This window comes from Bradyrhizobium sp. 2TAF36 (genome assembly GCF_052114925.1).
Taxonomy (GTDB): Bacteria; Pseudomonadota; Alphaproteobacteria; order Rhizobiales; family Xanthobacteraceae; genus Bradyrhizobium; species Bradyrhizobium barranii.
This window is the reverse complement of sequence record NZ_JBFRFR010000009.1, coordinates 98,934-121,731: the sequence shown is the minus strand read 5'-3', so window position 1 is coordinate 121,731 and position 22,798 is coordinate 98,934. Positions and strand designations below refer to the sequence as shown.

The window sequence follows — 22,798 nt, the reverse complement described above, 5'->3', positions numbered from 1 at the left end:
GGCGGAACGGATCCTTCGGCGATTGTTTCAACTGAACCGTTTCAGTCTGAGTTGGTGAGTAATGAGTGTTGCGTTCGCAGGTAATTCGACCACGGGTCCGTCGCGCGACGCCGGGCCGCTGCGGGTGATGGTCGTCGACGACTCGGTCGTCATACGCGGTCTGATCTCGCGCTGGATCGGTGCCGAGCATGACATGGAGGTCGCGGCCTCGCTGCGCACCGGGCTCGAGGCGGTCAACCAGCTCGAACGCATCAATCCCGACGTTGCGGTGCTCGACATCGAAATGCCCGAGCTCGACGGCATCTCGGCGCTGCCGCAACTGCTGGCGAAGAAGCGCGATCTCGTCATCATCATGGCCTCGACGCTGACCCGCCGTAACGCGGAGATCAGCTTCAAGGCGCTGTCGCTCGGTGCGGCGGACTACATTCCGAAGCCGGAGTCGACGCGCGAAGCGTCGGCCGCGGACATCTTTCATCACGATTTGATCCAGAAGATCCGTCACCTCGGCGCGCGGCTGCGCCGCAGGCCCGCAGTCGCGAGCCCGCCGCTGGCGCCCGCGACCCCGGCGCCGGCTGCACGTGCACCGGCTGTCGTGCGGCCCGCCGCGCCCGTACCGGCTCTGCATGCGCCGTCGTCGGGGGCGCTGTCCACGCGCCCGTTCTCGGCCCACGCACCGAAGGTGCTGCTGATCGGCTCCTCGACCGGCGGTCCGCAGGCGCTGATGGCGCTCGTCACCGAGCTCGGCCCGGTGATCGACCGCTTCCCCGTGCTGATCACCCAGCACATGCCGCCGACCTTCACCACCATTCTCGCCGAGCACCTGGCGCGCGCGAGCCGCAAGCCGGCGGCCGAGGCGGTCGACGGCGAGCCGGTGAAGCCGGGACGGATCTACCTCGCGCCCGGCGGCAAGCACATGCGTGTCGTGCGCAGTGGCGCGGACGCGGCGATCGCGCTCGACGACGGTCCTGCCGTCAATTTCTGCAAGCCCGCGGTCGATCCGTTGTTCACCTCCGCCATCGACATCTGGCACGGTAACATCCTCTCGGTGATCCTGACGGGCATGGGCTCGGACGGCATGCGCGGCGGCAAGGACATCGTCGCCGCCGGCGGCAACGTGATCGCGCAGGACGAAGCCTCCAGTGTGGTCTGGGGCATGCCGGGCGCGGCGGCCAATGCCGGCATCTGCGCGGCGATCCTGCCGCTCAACCAGATCGGCGCCAAGGTCAACCGCCTGTTCGCGGGAGACCGCTCGTGACGCCGGTCGACTACGAATATCTGCGCAAGTTCCTGAAAGAGCGCTCCGGCCTCGATCTCTCCGCCGACAAGCAGTATCTCGTCGAGAGCCGGCTGCTGCCGCTTGCCCGCAAGGCGAGCTTGCCCGGCATTCCCGATCTCGTGTTGAAGATCAGGAACGGCGACGGCCGGCTTGCGACCGACGTGGTCGAAGCGATGACCACCAACGAGACCTTCTTCTACCGCGACAAGATCCCGTTCGATCATCTGCGCGAAACCATCCTGCCGGGCCTGCTCCAGGCGCGCGCGGCGCGCAGGTCGCTCCGCATCTGGTCGGCGGCCTCGTCGACCGGGCAGGAGCCCTATTCGATCGCGATGTGCGTGAAGGAGATGGGCGCGGCCTTCGCCGGCTGGCGCATCGAGATCGTCGCCACCGATCTGTCGCAGGAGGTGCTGGAGAAATCCAGGGCTGGCATCTACAGCCAGTTCGAGGTGCAGCGCGGCCTGCCGATCCAGCACCTGATGAAATACTTCACGCAAGTCGGCGAGCTCTGGCAGCTCAATGCCGACATTCGCGCGATGGTGCAGTTCCGCCAGCTCAATCTGTTGCAGGACTTCTCCCATCTCGGCACGTTCGACGTGATCTTCTGCCGCAACGTGCTGATCTATTTCGACCAGGACACCAAGGCCGTGATCTTCGAGCGCATGGCGAAGGGACTGGAAGCCGACGGCACGCTGCTGCTTGGCGCCGCCGAATCCGTCGTCGGCATCACCGACGCGTTCCGCCCGATCACCGAGCGCCGCGGTCTCTATCAGCTCAACCCCGCGCGCTCCGGCCGTCCGATGGGCGGATTGATGCCGCAGCCGCTGAAGGTCGCCGCGGCGAGGTGATTCGCCGAACGACAGGCAATCTCACTGAACGCCGTCGTCGCGAATGATCGGCAACAACTGGCGGATATCGTTCCGTCAGAGTGCGTGACGCTTCACACGCGTTTGAGCATTGCGGATTACTCGACTACCGCGCAATAGAGCTCGTGCCGCGATGCAATGCAATCGCGGCCCTGATCAGCATCTGACGGTTGTGCTATGCTGGCGATGGTCCCGCCGAACCGAGGCGGGATTCCATTCCATCATGAATTGTACTGAGGAGGACATACCATGCGAATGTCTTGTGCCTCGTATTTCTTGTTGGCGGCGCTTTCGTTGCCCGCCACTGCTCTCGCTGGCGAGCAGGTCCTCGAATTCAAGCTTGTCACCAAGCCGATGGACTTAAAGGTCACCGAGGTCGCGAACGTCGAAGGTCAGACGGTCATGTCTGGCAAAATGTTTGGCGTTGCCTTCTTCAAGGACGGCCGCGTTGCGGTGAAGGACTTCGTCCACTCCGCCGACCTGATCAAGGGCTCAGGACCCATCTACGGCTACAGCACCTACACCTTCGACGACGGATCCTCGATCACGGCGCGCTACGCCGGCGCGATCAAGGATGGTCGGGCGAAAGGCGAATACACAATCCTGTCGGGCACCGGGGCGTATGCAAACGCGACGGGCACGGGCGGCTTCGAAAGTGCGCAAGCCGGCTTCAAGGGCGCGGGCCTCTACGACGGGAGATTCATCGTCAAGACACCCTGAGTAAGCACGCAAGTCTCTGCGCTCGCGTCCCGTTCCGATGAGGTCGCGAGCGCATTTCACAAAATCGCGTGCGGCAGAAGCCGCGAGCGGTTTCCCGTGATCGGGCTCTCGTCCTCGCGGATCGACAGGCCGCACGGCTCGTGGTTCACCAGCCAGCTTCCCACCACAACGTAGAAGCCTGAGAAATTCGGCAGCGGTGACAATGCCTGCCGCACGAAGCCTTCTGCGCCGTAAGGTCCTGCCTGCTCGTCGAGCGGCATGCCTCCGGACACCAGCGTGACATTGGCGCCTTCGCGCGACAACAGCGGCTTGCGGACGTAGGAACTGCCGAGCTCGGCTGCCCGCGCGTCGTCCTCGAAGAAGGCCGGCAGCAGATTGGGATGGTTCGGAAACATCTCCCAGAGCAGCGGCAAAATGCCCTTGTTGGAGAGCACCGCCTTCCACGGCGGCTCGATCCAGCGTGTCGGCGCGCTCATCAGCTTGGCGCCGAAGGCGTCGTGGAACATCCATTCCCAGGGATAGAGCTTGAAGGCGAACGCGATGTCGCCGTCGTCGAGATCGACGAAGCCGCCAGGCTCGTCGCGCCAGCCGATCTCCTCGATGTCGAGCATCCTGGTCGAGAGCCCCGCCTGGCGCGCGGTGTCCTCGAGATAAGCGAGCGTGCCGGCGTCTTCCTCGTTGCCGGTGGTGCCGGTGAGATGGACATGGCGGCCTGCGGCAATCTCCTTCCACGCCGCGATCAGCCGCTCGTGGATGGAGTTGAACTGGTCGGCGCGCGCCGGAATGATGCGGCGTTCGATCGCCTGTTCGAGCCAGGTCCATTGAAACACCGCAGCCTCGAAGATCGAGGTCGGCGTATCCGCGTTGTATTCGAGCAGCTTTGCAGGCGACTGTCCGTCGAACTTCAGATCGAGCCGGCCATAGAGGCTGCGATCGTCGCGCTTCCAGCTCTCGGCGATCAAGCTCCAGAACGCCTCCGGAATCTTCAAGCGTCGCAGATAGCGCTCGTCACCGATCACGCGGCCGGCAAGCTCCAGGCACATCGCGTCGATCTCGGCTGTCGGCGTCTCGATGCCGCACTCGATCTCGTCGAGCGTGAAGGCGTAATAGGCACTCTCGTCCCAATAGCGTTCGCCGTCGATGGTGTGGAAGGCGAAGCCGCATTGTTCGGCGGTCTGCCGCCAGTCGTCGCGCTCGGGGCAGACGATGCGTCGCATGTTATTTCCTGCGCATGATCTCCGCGCAAACGCGTTCCGCGTTTGTCGCGAGGGAAAATCGGTGGCCGCTTTTCCGGATCATGCGCTAGCCGCCGCCCGAGAAGCCATGGCCGAACGAGCCGAAGCCGCCACGGCTCACGCTGCTGGAGCCTGAGTCCGAAGAGGTTCCCGATGAGGAATGGCTCGAGGAATCGCTGCTGAAGAAGCTCGATCGCGACGACCAGCGCGAGCTGCTGCCGTCGCTTCCGCCCGATGAACTGCTGCTACTGCTGCACGTCGTGGTCGTCTGGCCCGGCACGGCTCCGGGCGAGGGTTCGCAGTGCTGCCGCGGCATCAGCGTGTAGGCGGTGGTGCCGACCGCGATCGTGCCCATCACCAGCAGCGCGACATGGCCGGAGCGCTTCACAGGCGGACCCGATGGCGGCGCCACGGGCGCCGGCCGGCGCTTGCCGAACTCCTTTTTGGAGGGTTTGGCCATGTCAGTAGATCATGCAGGCGGCGTTCAACAGGCCCGCCGCGAGCGAAGACAGCCCGAGCCAGATCGCCGGCGCAAGCTCGCCTGCGGCAATCCGCGCCGACAGGTTCGGCACCGGGACCTTCACCAGAAAGAGCACGATGATCTGCACGATCAACGCGATGACCGCCCAGATCAGGCAGTCCAGCACATTGGCCGAATGCGCGATCGCGCTGACCAATGGCGCCACGAAGCCGAGCAGGCTGAGGCCGAGCGCGATCGCGGCGGCCGGCTCGTTGTCGCGGATGAGCTGGAACTCGTTGTGCGGGGTGATGCGGGTGTAGACGAACAGATACGCCACGATCGCGATCAGGCCGGTGCAGAAATAAACCAGGAAGGCGGGCAGGCCGGCCAGTGATTGCAGGATCATCGTTCCCCCATCGTGCAGCGACCATTCGTCGGCGGGGGGAGGATAGCGGTTCAATGGCGCAAGGACGATGAGGCCGCGTTGGCGTCCCCAAAAAACAAAACCCCGCCATTTGCGGCGGGGTCCAGGCTGGGAGGAGCGAGCCCCGGGGGCTCGCGACGTAAACTTAGTGATCAGGCGGGAATGCGCTCTTCGTGCTCGTGCGGCTCGCGCAGCACGTAGCCGCGGCCCCACACGGTCTCGATGAAGTTGCGGCCCTCGGAAGCGTTGGCGAGCTTCTTGCGGAGCTTGCAGATGAAGACGTCGATGATCTTCAGCTCGGGCTCGTCCATGCCGCCATAGAGGTGGTTGAGGAACATTTCCTTGGTGAGCGTCGTACCCTTGCGGAGCGAGAGGAGCTCCAGCATCTGGTATTCCTTGCCGGTCAGATGCACGCGCTGGCCGCCGACTTCCACCGTCTTGGTGTCGAGGTTGACGACGAGGTCGCCGGTCTGGATGACCGACTGGGCGTGACCCTTGGAGCGGCGCACGATCGCGTGGATCCGGGCTACCAGCTCGTCCTTGTGGAAGGGCTTGGTCATGTAGTCGTCGGCGCCGACGCCGAGACCCTTGACCTTGTCCTCGATGCCGGCGAGGCCGGAGAGGATCAGAATCGGTGTCTTGATCTTGGAGACCCGAAGCTGCTTGAGCACGTCGTAACCGGACATGTCGGGCAGATTGAGGTCGAGAAGAATAATGTCGTAATCGTATAACTTACCGAGATCGACGCCTTCTTCCCCCAAATCGGTCGTGTAGACGTTGAAGCTCTCAGACTTCAGCATCAGCTCGATCGACTGCGCGACGGCGCTGTCATCTTCAATCAGCAAAACGCGCATGCCAGTTCCCCATAGTCGCCGCTCCTGGGCGTCAGGTCGGCCGCATTCGCGGCACTCAACAAAACGCCTTTGAACAACTGATTCGGATCCTGACAACAGATGGTTAACAAACTCTGATTCTGGAACGCAAGTCCCCCCGGTGCAATTTTTGTCGAATCGCCCTAAGGTCTTGCGCGCGAAGCAGCTTTCGTCACCCCGTACCGTTCAAGTTCCACTTTAAGAGACGGGCCTAACCGACTCCCGCGACTCAGCCTTCTTCTGAAGGGGAGTCACGCTCAGTCACAAAGACAGTGACGCAATGATTAACGATGCGGGTAAACACGAAGTTAAGCGCCGTTCAGAAATATGGCGAAACTTAAGTCTTTCGCCATGAAGCCCGGGATCGGAGGCGATCACCTTATGAAGGTCCTCTTATTAAAGGCGCGCCCCTGATGAAGGCTCTTGCCGAACAGATCGGCGACATCGACGGCGTCAACATCTATGGCCGCGTGGTCGGCGTTCGCGGCCTGATGGTCGAAGTGGCCGGACCCATTCACGCGATGTCGGTCGGTGCGCGGCTCGTGATCGAGACCGGCGCGAACCGTTCCATTCCCTGCGAGGTGATCGGCTTCTCCGGCAACAACGCTGTCGTGATGCCGTTCGCCGGCCTGGACGGGGTGCGCCGCGGCTGCAAGGCCGTCATCGCCAATGCCGCCAATCAAGTGCGTCCGTCGTCGGCCTGGCTCGGCCGCGTCGTCAACGCGCTGGGCGAGCCGATCGATGGCAAGGGGCCATTGCCGCAGGGCCCGGCGCCGATGCCATACCGCAATTCGCCGCCGCCGGCGCATTCGCGCAAGCGCGTCGGCGCCCCGCTCGATCTCGGCGTGCGCGCGATGAACACGTTCCTCACCTGCTGCCGCGGCCAGCGCATGGGCATTTTCGCAGGGTCCGGCGTCGGCAAATCGGTGCTGCTGTCGATGCTCGCGCGCAACGTCGATGCCGCGGTCAGCGTCATCGGGCTGATCGGCGAACGCGGCCGCGAGGTCCAGGAATTCCTGCAGGACGACCTCGGCGAGGAGGGCCTGGCGCGCTCTGTCGTGGTGGTCGCAACCTCGGACGAGCCGGCGCTGATGCGGCGCCAGGCCGCCTATCTGACGCTCGCGGTCGCCGAATACTTTCGCGATGAAGAGAAGGACGTGCTCTGCCTGATGGACTCGGTCACGCGCTTCGCCATGGCCCAGCGCGAGATCGGCCTGTCCGCCGGCGAGCCGCCGACCGCCAAGGGCTATACGCCGACCGTGTTCACCGAGTTGCCGAAGCTTCTGGAGCGCGCGGGGCCGGGCCTCGGTGAGGGCGCGATCACCGCGATCTTCACGGTGCTGGTCGACGGCGACGACCATAACGAGCCGATCGCGGATGCCGTCCGCGGCATCCTCGACGGCCATATCGTGATGCAGCGCTCGATCGCCGAGCGCGGCCGTTACCCCGCCATCAACATCCTCAAATCCGTCTCCCGCACCATGCCGAAATCGGCCGATCCGCAGTTCTGGCCGACCATCCAGCGGGCCCGCCAGGTGATGGCGACCYATGCCGACATGGAGGAATTGATCCGGCTCGGGGCCTACCGGGCCGGCTCCAGCCCCGAGGTGGACGAGGCGATCCGGCTGCACGAGCCGCTGGAGGCGTTCCTGCGCCAGCGCAAGGACGAAAATGCATCACTGGCGGACGGCTACCGCCAGTTGGCGCAAATCCTCGGTGATTTGGAAACGGAACGCTAACTTTGTCAGGTCATCATCCGCTCTCACAGAGTAGCAGAGCCGGTCTTGGCCCTATCAGGGCCTGTGGGGAGACCGGTGACGTCCCACGTGCAGCCAGGGGACTTCTGGGGAGTATGAGTCGATGAAGTCACGTGATACCCTCATCCGCCTGAAGAAATTTCAGGTCGACGAGAAGCGCCGCCGGGTCACCCAGATCGAGACCATGATCGCCGACTTCCAGCGGATGTCGACCGATCTTGAACGCGAGATCACGACCGAGCAGGAGCGTGCCGGGATCAACGATCCCTCGCACTTCGCTTATCCGACCTATGCCAAGGCCGCGATTCAGCGCCGCGAGAACCTGACCCGCTCGGCCGACGAACTGAAGGGCCAGCTCGACGAAGCCAAGGCCGCGCTGGCCGAAGCCTTCGAGGAACTGAAGAAGGTCGAGCTCCTCGACGAGCGTGACCAGGCCCGCGAGCGCGCCGAAGAAAACGCCCGCGAGCAGGCCGACCTCGACAGCATCGGCCTGATGCGCGCCCGCATCGGCGCCGTCGCCTGACGGCGCAGCCAGCGGTCCAACAGCCGAGAATTCGTCGAACCCGGACCCGCAAGGTCCGGGTTTCGCGTTTGCTATCCACAGTGTGGCGCGCCGCCCCTTGGTGATGGGCTTTGCCGCGCGCTATGGTAGCGGAGTGCCAGGGCCTGCGCCGAACGCGACAGGCCGTGCGTGGGGGGCTGAATGCTGACGCCAGCAGAGCTGGTCGGGCTGATTGGGGAGGTCGCCAGGGGCGATCAGGCCGCGTTCGAGCGCCTCTACGTCGCCACGCGCGCGAAACTCTATGGCGTCGTGCTCCGTATCTTGCGTCGACAGGATCTCGCAGAGGAGGTCATTCAGGAGACCTACGTCAAGATCTGGAACGGCGCGGGCCAGTTCAATCCGGCCTTGTCGTCGCCGATCACATGGATGGCATCGATCGCGCGCAACCGCGCCATCGACATCGTGCGCAAGAAGACGGAAGTCTCCATCGAGGAAGAGCCGCAGGCGATGGAAGTCGCTGCCGACAGCCCCGATCCGCTGGCGCGGAGGGAGATGACCGAGGAGTTGAAGCGGCTCCTGGAATGCATCGGCCGGCTCGAGCCGGATCGTCAGAGGCTCGTGCTTCTCGCCTATTACAACGGCTGGAGCCGCGAGCAATTGGCGGAAAAATTCGCCGCGCCCGTCAACACGGTGAAGACGTGGCTCCGGCGCAGCATGTTGGATATCCGCGAGTGCCTCGGACTATGAGGACTTGCATTGTGAGGGTGGTTCTGGACTGGAAGTGATGGCCTACACGGAGGACCATATCGCGCTCGCCGCGGAATATGCGCTCGGTACGCTCGACGCCAGTGAGCGCGCGCAGGTCGAGACCATGATGGCCGTGGACAAGGCGTTCGCCGATGTCGTGCAGGCCTGGGCTTACCGGCTCGGCGTCCTCAACCAGATGGTCGGCTCGGTCGAGCCGCGTCCGATCGTGTGGGAGAACATCCGGTCCGAGCTTGCGCGGACGGACTTTGCGCAGGAGACGCCTGCGCCGGAAGCTTCGCCGCCGCCGCCACCTGTGCCCGAGTCCTCCTCGATCGAAGCTGCACCGCCTGAGCTGGCGCCGGACGCCGTGCCGCAACCGGAGCTGCAGCCTTCCGAAGCAGAGCAGCCCGGGACGGCGCGGCCGGCACCCGATGCGCTTCCCGACATCGCGCCGATATTCATGCCGCAGGTCCATGCACCCGATCCTGACGTCGCGCGCGCGCCGCCGGCGCCGGTTGCCGACAACAGCAATGTCATCCGGCTCGAGGGCCGCGTGAAACGCTGGCGCACGATCGCCTCCGCGGTGGGCGCGCTTGCGGCTGCACTGCTGGTGACGCTGTCGCTTCAGATCTTCCAGCCCGATGCGCTGCCGGGCGGCTTGCGCCCGGCGCCGCGCATCCAGACGGTGGAAGTGAAGACGCCGGCGGCGCCGCTCACGGCTGCTGCGCAGTATGTCGCGCTGTTGCAGGGCCAGGGCGGCGGTCCCGCCTTCATCCTCACCGTCGACGGCGCGACGCGGAATTTCACCGTGCGCAAGGTGGGCGCGACTCCGGAGGCCGGCAAGAGCTTCGAGCTCTGGCTGATCTCCGACAAGCTGCCGCGTCCGCGCTCGCTTGGCGTGATTGGCGCGGGCGATTTCACCGCGCGCCCGGTGCTCGGCTCCTTCGATCCCGAGGTCGTCAACGGTGCGACCTACGCCGTCACCGTCGAGCAGGCCGGCGGCTCGCCCAACGGCCAGCCGACCTCGGCTCCGGTGTTTTCCGGCAAGCTGATCGAGACCGTGCCGCCGTCTCAGCCGCAGGCGCCCGCGAAGAAGTAGGTGTCGTGGCGCCGTAGCCCGGATGGAGCGCACACGGCGCTCGACCGTCGCCAAGGTCCGTCCAGCCGTCGCACCCCGACAAGTCCCGCCGAATCCACTCCCGCGTTGAACCTCCCCGCAATCCACGGCGTCAAATGCCGGGAATTTGCAGTCGGCGCCGCACATCATGGCGCCGGAAAAGGGGCTAGAAGTCAGATGGACGCAGCTAAGACGCCGGGCATCTTCGTCCACCAATATGCGGGCCTTCCGCATGGTCCGGCCTTCGAACATTGGCGCGAGCGGGCCTTCGGTCCCTGCGGCCTCGACGTCGGGCCGAGCCATGGCGACAACATCGATTGCCGGCTCCAGGTCAGCGTGGTCGACAATATCGCGTTGGCCATTCCCGAAGGTGCCTCCGCGCAATACTCGCGCACGCAGAGCCATCTGGCCGACGGCAGCGACGATCTGGTCCTGATCGCCGCGCATGCGGGTCTAGTCCGCGTCGGGCAGAACGGCCACACCGTTGAACTTGCGCCTGCGCAGATGGTGCTTGTCGACATGGGCGTCACCGGCACCGTCGGCCACACCCAGGAAGATCGCTTCACCAGCATCCGCATGCCGCGCCGCGCGCTGCTCGACATCAATCCGCGTGCCGAGGACAAGCTGTCGCAAGTGCTCTCGGACGGCGCGGTGGCCGAGACGATCTTCCGCTACCACGCACTCGCCGCCAACCACGCGCCGCATCTCGACGCCGTCGGCCAGCGCCTGACCGCGCAGCACGTGATCGATCTCGTCGGCCTGCTGCTCGGCACCGATGCGGAGCATGCAAGCCTCGCGCGCGGTCGCGGACATGCGGCGGCCCGTCTCGATCTCATGCGTGCCGACGTGATGGCCGCGCTCGGCCGCAACGATCTCTGTCTGTCCGAGATCGCGACGCGCTCAGGGCTCAGCCCGCGCCAGGCGCAACGCTTGTTCGAGCAGGCCGGCACGACCTTCACCGAATTCGTGCTGGAGCAGCGCCTGGTGCTGGCGCGCAAGCTGCTCGGCGATCCCCGCGCGAGGGCGCGCAAGATCAGCGACATCGCGCATTCCTCGGGCTTCTCCGACCTGTCCTATTTCAACCGCGCCTTCCGCAAGCGTTTTGGCGCGACGCCGTCGGAGCTGCGCGAGGCCTGAGCCGCGATTTTATGCAGCGGAGCGGCGCCGCCGCAGTTGGTCGATCCGGTCGAATGAGCTATATCTGCCTGCGCGGGCAGGCCGCCGGAATTCTTGGACAAAGCAGTAAACGGACATGGCGCGTATCGTCGTGCTCGGCGCGGGGTTTGCGGGTCTATGGGCGGCCATCGGCGCCGCGCGCAGGCGCGACGAGATCGGCGCGGCCGGCCGTGACATCGAGATCCGTGTCGTCGATCGCAATCCCTATCACAACATCCGCGTGCGCAATTACGAGGCCGACCTCAGCGAGGTCGCACTGCCGTTGCCGCAACTGCTCGATCCGATCGGCGTCACTCATGGCATTGGCGAGGTCGAAGCCATCGACCCGGCACGGCGCGAGATTTCGCTCGTCACGAGCGGGGGCGAGGAGACGCTGAGCTACGACCGCCTGGTGCTGGCGCTCGGCAGCGAAGTGATGCGTCCCGCCATCCCCGGCCTTGCCGAGCATGCTTTCGATGTCGATACCTATGCCGCCGCGCTCATCCTCGAAAATCATCTCGTCTCGCTCGGACACAGCGCGCCCTCGCCGGGGCGCTCGACTGTCGTGGTGGTCGGCGCCGGATTCACCGGCATCGAGGTGGCGGCCGAGATGCCGGACAGGCTGGCGCGCGTCGGCATCACCGGCAGCCGCCGCATCGTCCTGGTCGATCCCAACCCTGCGGTCGGCGCCACCATCGGCGCGCATGCGCGTCCCGTCATCGAGACGGCATTGGCCTCGCTCGACGTCGAGACGCGGCTTGGCGTGCGCGTCGTGTCCGTCGAGGCCGCCGGCATGCACCTGAGCTCGGGCGAGTTCATCCCGGCGCAAACCGTGATCTGGTGCGCCGGGATGCGCGCGAGCCGGCTGGCCGAGAGCTTCGCGGGCGCGCGCGATCGCCTCGGCCGCCTGCTGGTCGATCCTTTCATGCGGGTGGCCGATGTGCCGGGCGTGTTCGCCGCCGGCGACGTCGCCTCGAGCGTGGTCGATGGACTGCACCCGACGGTGATGTCCTGCCAGTTCGCCCGTCCCATGGGCCGCTTCGCCGGTCACAACGTCGTAGCCGATCTGGCGGGCCTGCCGATGCTGCCGCTGCGCATCGATTGGTACGTGACCGTGCTCGACCTCGGCGGCTGGGGCGCGCTCTATACCGAAGGGTGGGATCGCGAGGTTCGCACCACTGGCGCGGCCGCAAAGGCGACCAAGCAGACCATCAACTGCAAGCGCATCTACCCGCCGCTCACCGGTAGCAAGGCCGAGCTCTTCGCTGCGGCAGCACCGACGGTCCAGGCGCCGCCGCCGACTTATGGGGCGCGGTAGAATTTGATCGGGGCTGGTTGGAGGATCGCGGCTGTGCCAATTGCTCCGTCATTGCGAGCGTAGCGAAGCAATCCAGAATCTTACCGCGGCGACAGTCTGGATTGCTTCGCTACGCTCGCAATGACGAGGTACCCCAGACATGAGAAAGCGCCCGTGGGGGGCGGGCGCTTTCCGTAGTCGACTTGGGGTTGGGGTCGTCTACATATCCACGTGGCGACTTTGGGGGGCTGGTAAAGAGCCGCGTGAATTCACAAAACTCGTCAAATCTCCTTATCGAACGAGGGATGCGTTCGAGCTGGTGATAACAACYGGCTTGCCGGCCTTGATGACGCGGGCGGTCTGGGTCAGACCTTCGTCCGAACCCGTGCGCGCCGCCGTGATGCCGAAGCCTGCCACCGCGATGCCGGCGACGAGGGCTACGACCACGATTTTCAAGTGGGTCGAGCGATCGGCGCTGTAAATCGAGTGGTTCATGGAAGGCTCCTGCCGCCATCTACCCGAAGTAGTCGCTACCCTGTTGGGGGAGGTTCATGCTTCCGGTCCCCAACAACCTAGTATTGGGGGGATTCGTTCCCAAGGGGCGATCACAAGAGCGTGACAGGACGTGAAAGATCGCGATCGAAAGCGACCCCTCAATCGTTCGATTATATAATTATTTCAAAGGTGTAATGTGCTTGCGAGGCGCCTTGTTTGCATTTGGTCGACAAGGCGCCAGGAACTCAAAAACCATTTGCCTGTGGCCGAAAAACATACGGCTTCTTAAGGCAAATCAGATGCTTCCGACCGTTTTCAATCTCGCCCTGGGGTGGATTTCAGCCTGCGACAGCACCGTCGTCTGGGCCCGGAACCGCTCGACGAGGGAGCGTACGAAGGGACGAATTGCCGCAGACGTGACCAGCACCGGCGCCTCGCCTTCGCGCGCGGCGCGCTCGAAGGCCTCGCGCACGCCGGTCATGAATTCCGACAGCTTCGAGGGCTGCATCGCGAGGCTGCGTTCCTCGCCCTGGCCGATGATGGATTCGGCGAAGGCCTGTTCCCACCGCGCTGACAGCGCGATCAGCGGCAGATAACCGCTGTAGGAGGTGTTTTGCGCGCAGATCTGCCGCGCGAGGCGGGCGCGGACATGCTCGACCATGGTCGCGGGATTGCGCGAGAAGGCGAGCGAGTCGGCGATGCCTTCCAGGATGGTCGAGAGGTCGCGGATCGAGATGCGCTCGGCGAGCAGCAGCTGCAGCACGCGCTGGATGCCGGAGACCGTGACCTGGCCCGGCACGATGTCCTTGACCAGCTCGCCCTGCTCCTTCGGCAGCTCCTTGAGCAGCTTCTGCACCTCGCCGTAGGAGAGCAGGTCCGACATGTTGGCCTTGAGCAGCTCGGTGAGGTGGGTCGAGAGCACGGTCGCGGCGTCGACGACGGTGTAGCCCTTGAGCGAGGCTTCTTCTTTGAGGCTGGCATCGACCCAGGTTGCGGGCAGGCCGAAGGTCGGCTCGGTGGTATGGATGCCGGGCACCTGCACCTGGCTGCCGCCGGGGTCCATGACCATGAACTGGTTCGGCCAGATCTTGCCGGTGCCGGCGTCCACTTCCTTGATCTTGATGATGTAGGTGTTGGCTTCGAGCTGGACGTTATCGAGGATGCRCACGGCGGGCATCACAAAGCCCATCTCGATCGCGAGCGAGCGGCGCAGCGCCTTGATCTGCTCGGTGAGGCGGTCGGTGCCATCAGGGCCGTTGACCAGCGGCAGTAGCGCATAGCCGAGCTCGATCTTGAGATCGTCGATCTTGAGCGCGGCGGAGATCGGCTCTTCGGCCGCAGCGGCGCCAGGTGAACCCGGCGTTCCCGGAGCGGGTGCGGTCTTTGCAACTTCGTCAGCCCTGGCAGTCGCCCGGTTGCGGTTGCGGGCGTGCCAGGCGAGCGCACCGGCGCCGCCGCCGAGCGCCAGGAAGGGGATGGTCGGAATGCCCGGCAGCGCCGCCAGCACCAGCATGACCGCCGCGGACATCGCCAGCGCCTGCGGATAGCCGGAGAACTGTTTCATCAGCGCCTTGTCGGCGGCGCCGGACACGCCGGCCTTGGAGACGAGCAGGCCGGCCGCGGTCGAAACGATCAGCGCCGGCACCTGGGTGACGAGGCCGTCACCGACGGTCAGCAGCGTGTAGCTGCGCCCGGCATCGGCGAAGGAGAGGCCTTGCTGCGCGACACCGATGATCATGCCGCCGACGATGTTGATGAAGACGATCAAAAGGCCCGCGATGGCATCGCCGCGAACGAATTTGGAGGCACCGTCCATGGCGCCGAAGAAGCCGCTCTCGTCCTCCAGATCCTTGCGCCGCTGCTTGGCGACCTTCTCGTCGATCAGGCCGGCGGAGAGATCGGCGTCGATCGCCATCTGCTTGCCGGGCATGGCGTCGAGGTGGAAGCGGGCGGCGACTTCGGCGATACGGCCCGAACCCTTGGTGATGACGACGAAGTTGACGATGATCAGGATGGCGAAGACGATGATACCGATGACGAAATTGCCGCCCATCACGAAGCTGCCGAAGGCTTCGATGACGTGACCGGCGGCATCCGTGCCCTCGTGCCCGTGCGACAGGATCAGGCGGGTCGAGGCCATGTTCAGCGACAGGCGCAGCATCGTCGAGATCAGGAGGACGGTCGGGARGGCGGAGAATTCCAGCGGCGCCTGGATGAACAGCGACGTCATCAGGATCAGGATCGAGAGCGTGATCGAGATCGCCAGGAACAGGTCGAGCACGATCGCGGGCAGCGGCAGGATCAGCACCACCAGGATGGTGAGGACGCCGAGCGCCAGCGCGATATCGCCGCGCTTGAGGATGTTGCCGATCTCGGTAAGGGTCGGGAAGCCGGCGTTCGTGCTGCCTACGCCCTGTCCCGCGGTGACGTCGACCATGGTAGCTGCTCCCCCGCGCGACTGCCGTCCGCGCGCCCCAAATGTCTGCGCGGCGGCCGAAGGGCCGCCGTTTCGAAAGTGAGGCACCGCACTGGCGTCCACGGGGAACCTCCCGTTCTACGCGGCTGACGACACTCGACTTCACTCGGCAATTCTTGCCGGGTGTATGGTTAGCAAAGGGTTAACGGAGGGTGCGGCAGGAGGTCAGACCGGGGTGTTTCGGGCACCTGGCAGGGACGAAGTCGTCATGCCCGGGCTTGTCCCGCCTGCGCGGCCCAAGCCGCTTCGGCGCGGCGAAGGCCCGGGGATCCCCACGTTCTTCATGTCGCGCCCAAGCCGTGGATGGCCGGGACGAGCCCGGCCATGACGTTGTGGAAGCGTTTGGCGCCGAAATCAGCTGCGGAGGACGTAGCCCTACTGCGCCTTCTGCATCGTCGTTACCGTATACCCCGAGGCCGCCTCCTCGGCCTCGAAGGTCACCTTGTCGCCGACCTTCACCTGCTTGAGCAAAGCGGGGTCCTTGACGCGATAGACCATGGTCATGGGCTCATCCATGCCGAGGCTTTTCGCYGGTCCGTGCTTGAGCGTGATCTTGCCGGCGCCTTCGTCGATCTTCTTGACCTCGCCGCTGATCGCGGCGCCCTGGGCCGCGAAGGCTTCGGCGGCAAGGCCGACGGTCAGCGCCAGCGCTGTGGCGATACGGATGGTGCGGTTCATGGGAGTCTTCCTTGTTACTTCACGGTGACGTGGCCGACCATGCCGTAGTCGCGGTGGTCGGGAATCAGGCAGGAGAATTCGAACGTGCCGGCCTTGCTGAACTTCCAGAGGATCTCGGCCGTCTTGTTCGGTGCGAGCCGGACACCGTTGGGATCGTCGTGCTCCATGTGCGGATGCTTCTTCATCTCCACGGCATGCGCGAGATTCTCCTTCGTCGTGGCGAGCAGGAATTCATGGTCCTCCTTGCCGACATTGCGCAGCACGAAACGAATCTGCTCGCCGCGTTTGACCTCGATCCTGGCGGGCGCGTAGTCCATCTCGTTCAGCAGGATCTCGATCGTGCGCGCGGGCTTCCTGGGATCGCCGGGCTCGCCGGCCGAAAAGGTCCCGTGCCCGTGCTGGTCGTGGGCAAACGCCGGTGCGGTCGAAAGCGCAGCCAGCGCAAGTCCGAGTTTGATCGTCTTCTTCATCTTGTTCTCCAGTTGGTGGTTCATCGAAACGCTCACATCTTCATGTTCTTCATCGGCGCGCCTTGCTGCCGCGCCGGCTCGGCGGACGGCGGCGTGACCTCGTAGGCGACGGTGCCTTGCGGGAATTGGTAGGGGCCGGGATCGCGGTAATCGTCGCGCGCGAGGTCGTCGCGGATCTTCATCACCGTGAACATGCCGCCCATCTCGATCGGCCCGAACTGACCGGTGCCGGTCATCATCGGCAGCGTGTTGTCGGGCGCGGGCATCTCCATGTTGCCCATGGCCATGCCGGTCGAACCCATCGCCATGGCATCGGGCGCGAGCTTGCCGACGGCCCTGGCGAGGTCCTTGCGCGACACGCCAATCAGATTGCGCACCTCGTGCCCCATCGCGTTCATGGTGTGGTGCGACTTGTGGCAGTGGAACGCCCAGTCGCCGGGATTGTCGGCGAGCACGTCGAACACCCGCACCGCGCCCACGGGTACATCGGTGGTCGTCTCCAGATATTGCGCGCTCTCCGGAATCCAGCCGCCATCGGTGCAGGTCACCGCAAAGCTGTGGCCGTGCAGATGGATCGGATGGTTGGTCATGCTGAGATTGCCGATGCGCACGCGCACCTTGTCGCCGAGCCTGACCGGCAAGGGATCGATGCCGGGAAACACCCGCGAATTCCAGGTCCACATGTTGAAGTCGGTCATCTCGTTGACCTGCGGCAGGTATGTGCCGGGATCGACGCGATAGGTGCTCATCACGAAGACGAAGTCGCGGTCGACGGGCCGGAAGCTTTGATCGCGCGGATGCACGACGACCATGCCCATCATGCCCATCGCCATCTGCACCATCTCGTCGGAATGCGGGTGGTACATGAAGGTCCCGCTCTTCTTCATCTCGAACTCGTAGACGAAGGTTTTTCCCGGCTGGATGTGCGGCTGCGTCAGTCCGCCGACACCGTCCATGCCGCTGGGAATGATCATGCCGTGCCAGTGCACGGTGGTGTATTCGGGCAGCCTGTTGGTGACGAAGACACGAATCTTGTCGCCTTCGACCGCCTCGATGGTCGGGCCCGGTGACTGGCCGTTATAGCCCCACAGATTCACTTTCATGCCTTCGGCGAACTCGCGCACCACGGGTTCGGCGACGAGATGGAATTCCTTCCAGTCGCCGTTCATGCGGAACGGCAGTGACCAGCCGTTCAGCGTGACCACGGGGCGGTAGTCCGGGCCGCTGATCGGATGCAGCGGCGGCTGCATCACCACCTTGTCCATGTGAGGCGCTTCCGGAATGGACGCGGCCTGCACACGGCCGCTGACGGCTGACGCGCTGGCAAGCGCGGCGGTGCCCAAAAATCCTCGGCGGGAATACATGTTGGCCTCCATCTCAGTGACCGCCATCGGCAGGCGCTGCCGCGGCGATGGTGGTTGAAGTGTCGCCGCCCGACGCAGGTGCGCCGCCGCCGTTGACGGCAGTCTGGAGGTCGGACTGGGCGAGGAAGAGTTTTTGCTTGGCATCGATCGCGCCGCGCAGCGACGCCAGGCGCTGCCGCGCTTCGGTGAGCAGCGCGAAAATATCGACCTGCATGCTGGAGAAGCGCAGCTGCATCTCCTCGGTGATGATCTTGCGCAGGGGCAGGATCTCGCGCTGATAATGGCTGGCGATGTCGTAGCTGGAGCGATAGGCGCGATAAGCATCGCGCGCCTCGGAGCGAACGTTGACGGCGCGCTCGGTCAGGCGGTTGAAGGCGAGATTGTAGGTCTCCGCCGCTTGCCGCACCCGCACCTCGCCGCCGTCGAAGATCGGGATCTGGAACTGCACGTCAAAACCACGTTCGCGGAACGGCGGGCCCTCGGGATCCTGGGTGCGGCGGGAGATACCGGCGAGGTCGAGCAGCGTGACGAAGCGCGTCGCCTCGGTGAGGTTGAGTGACTTTGCCAGCGCCGTCAGCTCCAGCCGCGCGATCTGAAGATCGATGCGATGGGCCACCGCATCGGCCTCGATCGAGGGCAGTGCCTGCGGCCGGCGCGGCAGCGGCGGCAGTTGATCGGGCAGACGGAAGTCGAGGCCGCCGTCCCACAGCCCCATCAGGCGCGCGAGCCTTTCGCGCGCGCTCGTTGCCGCCTGCCGCGCGGTGGCGAGGTCGGCCGTGGTCTCGGCATAAAACACCTGCTCGCGGGCCTGGTCGAGCTTGTTGATCGAACCGGTGTCGCCGAGTTTGACCGCGAGCTGCGCCGTCGATTCCGCCGTCGCCCTCGCGTCGGTGAGCAGCGCCACCATTTCGTTGCCGGCGACTGCGCGGACATAGGCGCGCCGGACATCCGCGGCCAGCCGCAGCGTCGCCAACGCCGCGCGCAATTGCGCCTGACGGAAACGGTCGCGGGCGATGTCGGAGCGGAACGGCAGGGTGGCCAGCGCGAGGATGTCGCCAACTACCTGACGCTCTATCTCGCTCGCGCCATTGCCTGCGATGCGCGAGATCGAGAACACAGGATTGGGCGGCAGGCTCTGCTCGACCAACTCGGTCTCGGCCAGCGCCAGCTCGTTATAGGTCGCTTGCAATCCCTTGTTGTTGAGCAGCGCGATCTGCACGGCCGTCTCAGTGGTCAGCGTGCGTGCCAGCAAGCGGCGGACGGTCGCGTTGACGGCCTCCGCGCCTTCGGCCGTTCGCACGAAGGCGACGTCCTTGTTGATGGTCTGGCTGGTGAGCTCCGAGACCGTCGTCATGCCTCCGTCCGGCGAGAATGCCATGCAGCCGGAGAGTCCCAGCGCAGTGAGCACGAGCAGGCCCCGCGCAAAATGATGCGTCATGGCGCGCCCCTACCGGTCTTGCTTCGGCTGCGGTGCGACAGCGTCGTTGCGGTCGCGCCATGGCCCCGGCGTCGCGGGCCGCAGGCTGGTATAGGGCGCAATCGTCGATCGATAGCCGACGCGCGCGACCTTCGCCGCCGGATCGGCAGGATCGGCGCCGGCCACGGGCACAGTTGCCGGCATGCAGCCGGACAATATCAATGCGATTGCGGCCAGCAGCGGCCAATTGAATCGAAAGTGTCGTCCACGCGCCGCGGATGCGGCGGCGAACTTCGCCCCGGAAAGCGTAAGCATGAGTCATCCCTGATCTGTCGTAGAGACCACAGGTTCGCGCGCGCGGATGCGCGTGCGGTCCTGACGTCGTCGCGTCAGATCAGGCGATGGGAGGGCGGTAGCGCTGAGGCGGCGCCGCGCTGTGCAGGCTGACCACGATCTCGGGCGCGCAGGCGGAAATCGGCTGCAGCGGCTTGGCGATGCCGGGCAGGTCGGCCGGCAGGGCGGTCACGCACATCATCGCGCAGCACGGGCCAGCCTTGCCGTCATGGTGATGTTGGGCTGGCGCATCCTGTGCGGCAGCCTGGTGATGCGCGTGCAGGCCTGCGTGGTCATGCGACACACCGTCATGCACGTGGCCGGCCTGCATCTCGTGATGCACCGGCACGAGATCGGCGAGGAGCGCGTCGTCGAGGCACGGCGCCGGGCCGCTGCCCCAGGCGAGGGCTGCTGCCGGCGCGAGCACGCAGAACAGATAGGCGAGGGCGATGATCCGCCCCACCCTGATCCGCATCGATCGCGTCAATCGCAACAGCATTCCGCCGATAGGCTCCTCGCGCGGCAATGTTGCACACGCAGATTGCAAACTAATGGCAAAGCGCGGCTTCGCCAAGCATCTTCTTACCGCAGTGCACCGCGCATGCCCAATATCGCGGCACGATGCTTGACCCCAAGGCGGTCAGCGAACATGGTCCGGCCTGTGCACGCGCCAAATCTTCCAGGACAGAGACCGGCCTCATTCACCCCTGATTCGCGTCAGGCTTGGGTGCGGCTGTTGCTTGCGCTGCTGATCGGTTCGATCGGCGGCGTCGGCATGTGGGCGGTCGTCGTGGTGATTCCCGTCGTGCAGACCGAGTTCGCCGCCACGCGAGCAGCGGTGTCGCTGGCCTTCACGCTGATGATGTTCGGCTTCGGCCTCGGCGGCGTGATCGCCGGCAAGATCACCGACAAGTTCGGCATCGTGCCGGCGATGGCGATCAGCATCGCTTTCATTGGCGTTGCCAACGTGCTGGCGGGGCTCTCGACCCAGCTCTGGCAGTTCGTCGCGGCCTATTTCCTGATCGGGCTCGGCACCTCGGCGACCTTCGCGCCTCTGATGGCGGAGGCCTCGCACTGGTTCGAGCGCTATCGCGGACTTGCCGTGACCATCGTCGCGAGCGGCAATTACGTCGCGGGCACGATGTGGCCGCCGCTCATCAGCGAGGGCATGCAGACGATCGGCTGGCGCACCACGCATATCGGCATCGCCCTCGTTTGCGTGGTTTTGATGACGATCCTGGTGCTGGTCCTGCGCGCACAGATGGGCGACGACAAGGTCCGCAATCACGCCAATGCGCGGCCGCCGCAGGTCGATCTCAAGCTTTCGACCAACACGCTGACCGTGCTGCTCTCGATCGCCAGCATCTCCTGCTGCGTCGCCATGGCGATGCCGCAGGTGCACATCGTCGCCTATTGCGGCGATCTCGGTTACGGCGTGGCGCGTGGCGCCGAGATGCTGTCGCTGATGATGGCCTGCGGCATCGTCAGCCGCATCGGCTCGGGTTACCTTGCCGACAAGATCGGCGGCATCCGCACGCTGCTGGTCGGATCGCTGGCGCAGGGCTTTGCGCTGGTGTTCTATCTGTTTTTCGACAGCCTGACTTCGCTCTATCTGATCTCCGCGATGTTCGGCCTGTTTCAGGGCGGCATCGTGCCGAGCTACGCCATCATCGTGCGCGAGGCGATGCCGGCGAGCGAGGCGGCAACCCGCGTCGGCATCGTGATCTTCGCCTCGGTGTTCGGCATGTCCTTCGGCGGCTGGGTGTCGGGCGTCATCTTCGACGCGACGGGCTCCTACGCTGCGGCGTTCGCGAACGGCGTGGCGTGGAATGCCCTCAATGTCGGCATCGTGCTGACGCTGCTGATCCGGTCGCGAATGAACGCGGTCAAGACGGGACCGGGTTTTGCGACCTAGACTTCTCGTCCCACCTTCAGCAGCGAGCAACCGGTGATCTTGTAGCTGCCGTCCGCCTGCTGCTCGAGTGTGTAGAGCGCTTCCCAGGCTTCGCCGTTGGCGTCGATGATGTGGACGTGCTGGGAGATCCAGTTGCCTTCGCTCCTGCTCTCGCCAAACTCAAAGCTCTTGTGCCGGTAGACCGGCGCGTAGCCGTTTTGCACCATGGACATGAAGATGTCAGGGGCGGGGAAGATTTCCCTGATCGCCGGCGCGGCGTGGGAATAGGCCGCGGCCGCATCGTCGCGCGCGAAAGCCTGCTCCTGGGCGCGGATCACGCCCTGTGCCGCAGTAACGTCGGCGGCGCATGCTGGAGCGGCACCAAGGATAATCATAAGGGCGACGAGCAAGGTGGCGATGCGCATGACAGGCTCCGCGTTGAAATCCCGGCGATGCCAATCCTAGCACGCCCTCAGCGAAATACGGCGTGCTATCGCTTCCGTTTCACCGCGGGCTTTGCGGGCTTGGCGGCACGCGCCTTGGCCTTGGTGCCGGACTTGCCGGCCGGCTGCACCCGCAGCCCGTCCACGAACACGTCGAGCATGCGCAGCACCGAGGATTGCCAGCCCGGCTGGTCGTGCATGTAACACATGCCAACGAGTGCCCTGAGCAGATCCTCCGGGCTGACATCGCCGCGCATCTGGCCGGCCGCGACCGCGCGGTCGAGCAGCGAGCCGATCGCCTTGGTGAGCCGGTCCATCGAGAACGCCGCGAGTTCCGACGAGCTCTGGAACGTCAGCGCCAGCGCGGCCGACATGCCCTTTTTTGTGGCAACGAATTCGACATTGGAGCGCAGCCAGCGCCGCAGCGCGTCGACCGGGTCCTTGGCGTTCTTCAATTGCTCAGCGAGCTCGCTGAGCTGCTCGACCTCGCGCCGGTACACCGCCTCGAACAAATCCTCGCGAGTTGGAAAATGCCGATAGAGCGTGCCGATACCGACCCCGGCGCGTTTTGCGACGGCTTCCAGGCTTGCCTCGGGACCGCCCGCGTTGAACACGATTTTCGCCGCCTCGAGCACGCGCTCGCGATTGCGCACGGCATCGGCGCGGGGCTTCCGAATCTGGTCGGTCTGGTCGTCCATGACGGTAATGTAGATCACGAATTGGTTAGATTGAACCCTCGCAATGAACCCTTGCAAGGCTGCATCGCGTTGTCTGCGCATGGGCTTTTGACGAATTCCAAA

At 65.0% G+C, this 22,798-nt stretch carries 24 protein-coding genes; 10 read left to right on the top strand and 14 right to left on the bottom strand.

Translation table 11 applies throughout. The annotated features are described in order from the left end of the window. The first annotated feature begins 61 nt into the window (after window positions 1-61). The 3 genes from AB4Z51_RS06890 to AB4Z51_RS06880 all read left to right on the top strand — a co-directional run bounded on the left by AB4Z51_RS06890 (window position 62) and on the right by AB4Z51_RS06880 (window position 2,862). Window positions 62-1,255, top strand: coding sequence for a protein-glutamate methylesterase/protein-glutamine glutaminase (locus tag AB4Z51_RS06890; RefSeq protein WP_085403219.1), 1,194 nt, complete (start codon window positions 62-64; stop codon window positions 1,253-1,255). Next, on the top strand, window positions 1,252-2,124 hold the full coding sequence (locus AB4Z51_RS06885; protein WP_085403220.1) for a CheR family methyltransferase: 873 nt from the start codon (window positions 1,252-1,254) through the stop codon (window positions 2,122-2,124). Before AB4Z51_RS06890 ends, AB4Z51_RS06885 begins: the two co-directional genes overlap by 4 nt. Window positions 2,125-2,397: 273 nt before the next feature. Further along, window positions 2,398-2,862, top strand: a complete 465-nt coding sequence (locus AB4Z51_RS06880; protein ID WP_244623260.1) for a hypothetical protein — start codon at window positions 2,398-2,400, stop codon at window positions 2,860-2,862. Window positions 2,863-2,918: 56 nt separating this feature from the next. On the opposite strand, the gene AB4Z51_RS06875 is transcribed toward AB4Z51_RS06880, so the two are convergent. The 4 genes from AB4Z51_RS06875 to ctrA all read right to left on the bottom strand — a co-directional run bounded on the left by AB4Z51_RS06875 (window position 2,919) and on the right by ctrA (window position 5,835). Further along, entirely contained in the window at window positions 2,919-4,079 is a 1,161-nt protein-coding gene (locus tag AB4Z51_RS06875) for a glutathionylspermidine synthase family protein (RefSeq protein ID WP_085403221.1), read from the bottom strand. Window positions 4,080-4,164: 85 nt separating this feature from the next. Beyond that, entirely contained in the window at window positions 4,165-4,557 is a 393-nt protein-coding gene (locus AB4Z51_RS06870) for a hypothetical protein (protein WP_085403222.1), read from the bottom strand. Window position 4,558: 1 nt separating this feature from the next. Further along, window positions 4,559-4,963: a DUF350 domain-containing protein gene (locus AB4Z51_RS06865; protein ID WP_014497691.1), complete on the bottom strand. Its 405-nt coding sequence runs from the start codon at window positions 4,961-4,963 to the stop codon at window positions 4,559-4,561. Window positions 4,964-5,133: 170 nt separating this feature from the next. Next, on the bottom strand, window positions 5,134-5,835 hold the full coding sequence (ctrA, locus tag AB4Z51_RS06860; protein ID WP_008138878.1) for a response regulator transcription factor CtrA: 702 nt from the start codon (window positions 5,833-5,835) through the stop codon (window positions 5,134-5,136). A gap of 431 nt (window positions 5,836-6,266) precedes the next feature. Between ctrA and fliI the strand changes: the two genes are divergently transcribed. From fliI to AB4Z51_RS06830, 6 genes are all read left to right on the top strand, one after another. Continuing rightward, window positions 6,267-7,592 (top strand): flagellar protein export ATPase FliI, encoded by a 1,326-nt coding sequence (gene fliI / locus AB4Z51_RS06855; protein WP_441497184.1) that lies wholly within the window; start codon window positions 6,267-6,269, stop codon window positions 7,590-7,592. Between the two features lie 121 nt (window positions 7,593-7,713). Next, window positions 7,714-8,133 (top strand): flagellar export protein FliJ, encoded by a 420-nt coding sequence (gene fliJ / locus AB4Z51_RS06850; RefSeq protein ID WP_008138882.1) that lies wholly within the window; start codon window positions 7,714-7,716, stop codon window positions 8,131-8,133. A gap of 180 nt (window positions 8,134-8,313) precedes the next feature. Continuing rightward, window positions 8,314-8,859, top strand: a complete 546-nt coding sequence (locus AB4Z51_RS06845) for a sigma-70 family RNA polymerase sigma factor (RefSeq protein WP_041955015.1) — start codon at window positions 8,314-8,316, stop codon at window positions 8,857-8,859. 37 nt (window positions 8,860-8,896) lie between these two features. Continuing rightward, complete coding sequence (locus AB4Z51_RS06840; protein ID WP_085403224.1) at window positions 8,897-9,958, top strand: anti-sigma factor; 1,062 nt, start codon at window positions 8,897-8,899, stop codon at window positions 9,956-9,958. Window positions 9,959-10,153: 195 nt separating this feature from the next. Then, window positions 10,154-11,113 carry a helix-turn-helix transcriptional regulator gene (locus AB4Z51_RS06835; protein WP_135215541.1) on the top strand — a complete coding sequence of 320 codons (960 nt, stop codon included), beginning with the start codon at window positions 10,154-10,156 and terminating at the stop codon, window positions 11,111-11,113. Window positions 11,114-11,228: 115 nt separating this feature from the next. Then, complete coding sequence (locus AB4Z51_RS06830) at window positions 11,229-12,449, top strand: NAD(P)/FAD-dependent oxidoreductase (RefSeq protein WP_135215542.1); 1,221 nt, start codon at window positions 11,229-11,231, stop codon at window positions 12,447-12,449. A 270-nt stretch (window positions 12,450-12,719) separates the two neighbouring features. On the opposite strand, the gene AB4Z51_RS06825 is transcribed toward AB4Z51_RS06830, so the two are convergent. From AB4Z51_RS06825 to AB4Z51_RS06790, 8 genes are all read right to left on the bottom strand, one after another. Beyond that, complete coding sequence (locus AB4Z51_RS06825) at window positions 12,720-12,923, bottom strand: hypothetical protein (RefSeq protein WP_014497685.1); 204 nt, start codon at window positions 12,921-12,923, stop codon at window positions 12,720-12,722. A gap of 295 nt (window positions 12,924-13,218) precedes the next feature. Further along, a complete protein-coding gene (gene flhA, locus AB4Z51_RS06820; protein ID WP_441497183.1) occupies window positions 13,219-15,360 on the bottom strand; it encodes a flagellar biosynthesis protein FlhA in 2,142 nt (713 codons plus the stop codon). Window positions 15,361-15,774: 414 nt separating this feature from the next. Further along, on the bottom strand, window positions 15,775-16,077 hold the full coding sequence (locus tag AB4Z51_RS06815) for a copper-binding protein (RefSeq protein WP_441497182.1): 303 nt from the start codon (window positions 16,075-16,077) through the stop codon (window positions 15,775-15,777). Window positions 16,078-16,091: 14 nt separating this feature from the next. Continuing rightward, window positions 16,092-16,547, bottom strand: coding sequence for a cupredoxin domain-containing protein (locus AB4Z51_RS06810; RefSeq protein WP_028149531.1), 456 nt, complete (start codon window positions 16,545-16,547; stop codon window positions 16,092-16,094). 32 nt (window positions 16,548-16,579) lie between these two features. Next, window positions 16,580-17,911, bottom strand: coding sequence for a copper oxidase (locus AB4Z51_RS06805; RefSeq protein WP_085403316.1), 1,332 nt, complete (start codon window positions 17,909-17,911; stop codon window positions 16,580-16,582). A 13-nt stretch (window positions 17,912-17,924) separates the two neighbouring features. Beyond that, window positions 17,925-19,349, bottom strand: coding sequence for a TolC family protein (locus tag AB4Z51_RS06800; protein WP_441497181.1), 1,425 nt, complete (start codon window positions 19,347-19,349; stop codon window positions 17,925-17,927). Between the two features lie 9 nt (window positions 19,350-19,358). Further along, window positions 19,359-19,643 (bottom strand): hypothetical protein, encoded by a 285-nt coding sequence (locus AB4Z51_RS06795; RefSeq protein WP_085403229.1) that lies wholly within the window; start codon window positions 19,641-19,643, stop codon window positions 19,359-19,361. 79 nt (window positions 19,644-19,722) lie between these two features. After that, window positions 19,723-20,160, bottom strand: coding sequence for a hypothetical protein (locus tag AB4Z51_RS06790; RefSeq protein ID WP_167768135.1), 438 nt, complete (start codon window positions 20,158-20,160; stop codon window positions 19,723-19,725). Between the two features lie 150 nt (window positions 20,161-20,310). Here AB4Z51_RS06790 and AB4Z51_RS06785 point away from each other — a divergent pair, with 150 nt between their 5' ends. Continuing rightward, entirely contained in the window at window positions 20,311-21,576 is a 1,266-nt protein-coding gene (locus tag AB4Z51_RS06785) for an MFS transporter (RefSeq protein WP_071916413.1), read from the top strand. Here AB4Z51_RS06785 and AB4Z51_RS06780 read toward each other — a convergent pair. Continuing rightward, window positions 21,573-21,980 carry a DUF4864 domain-containing protein gene (locus tag AB4Z51_RS06780; RefSeq protein WP_085403231.1) on the bottom strand — a complete coding sequence of 136 codons (408 nt, stop codon included), beginning with the start codon at window positions 21,978-21,980 and terminating at the stop codon, window positions 21,573-21,575. The genes AB4Z51_RS06785 and AB4Z51_RS06780 overlap by 4 nt on opposite strands. Before the next feature lie 65 nt (window positions 21,981-22,045). Beyond that, window positions 22,046-22,696 carry a TetR/AcrR family transcriptional regulator gene (locus AB4Z51_RS06775; RefSeq protein WP_193560905.1) on the bottom strand — a complete coding sequence of 217 codons (651 nt, stop codon included), beginning with the start codon at window positions 22,694-22,696 and terminating at the stop codon, window positions 22,046-22,048. Window positions 22,697-22,798 lie beyond the last annotated feature (102 nt).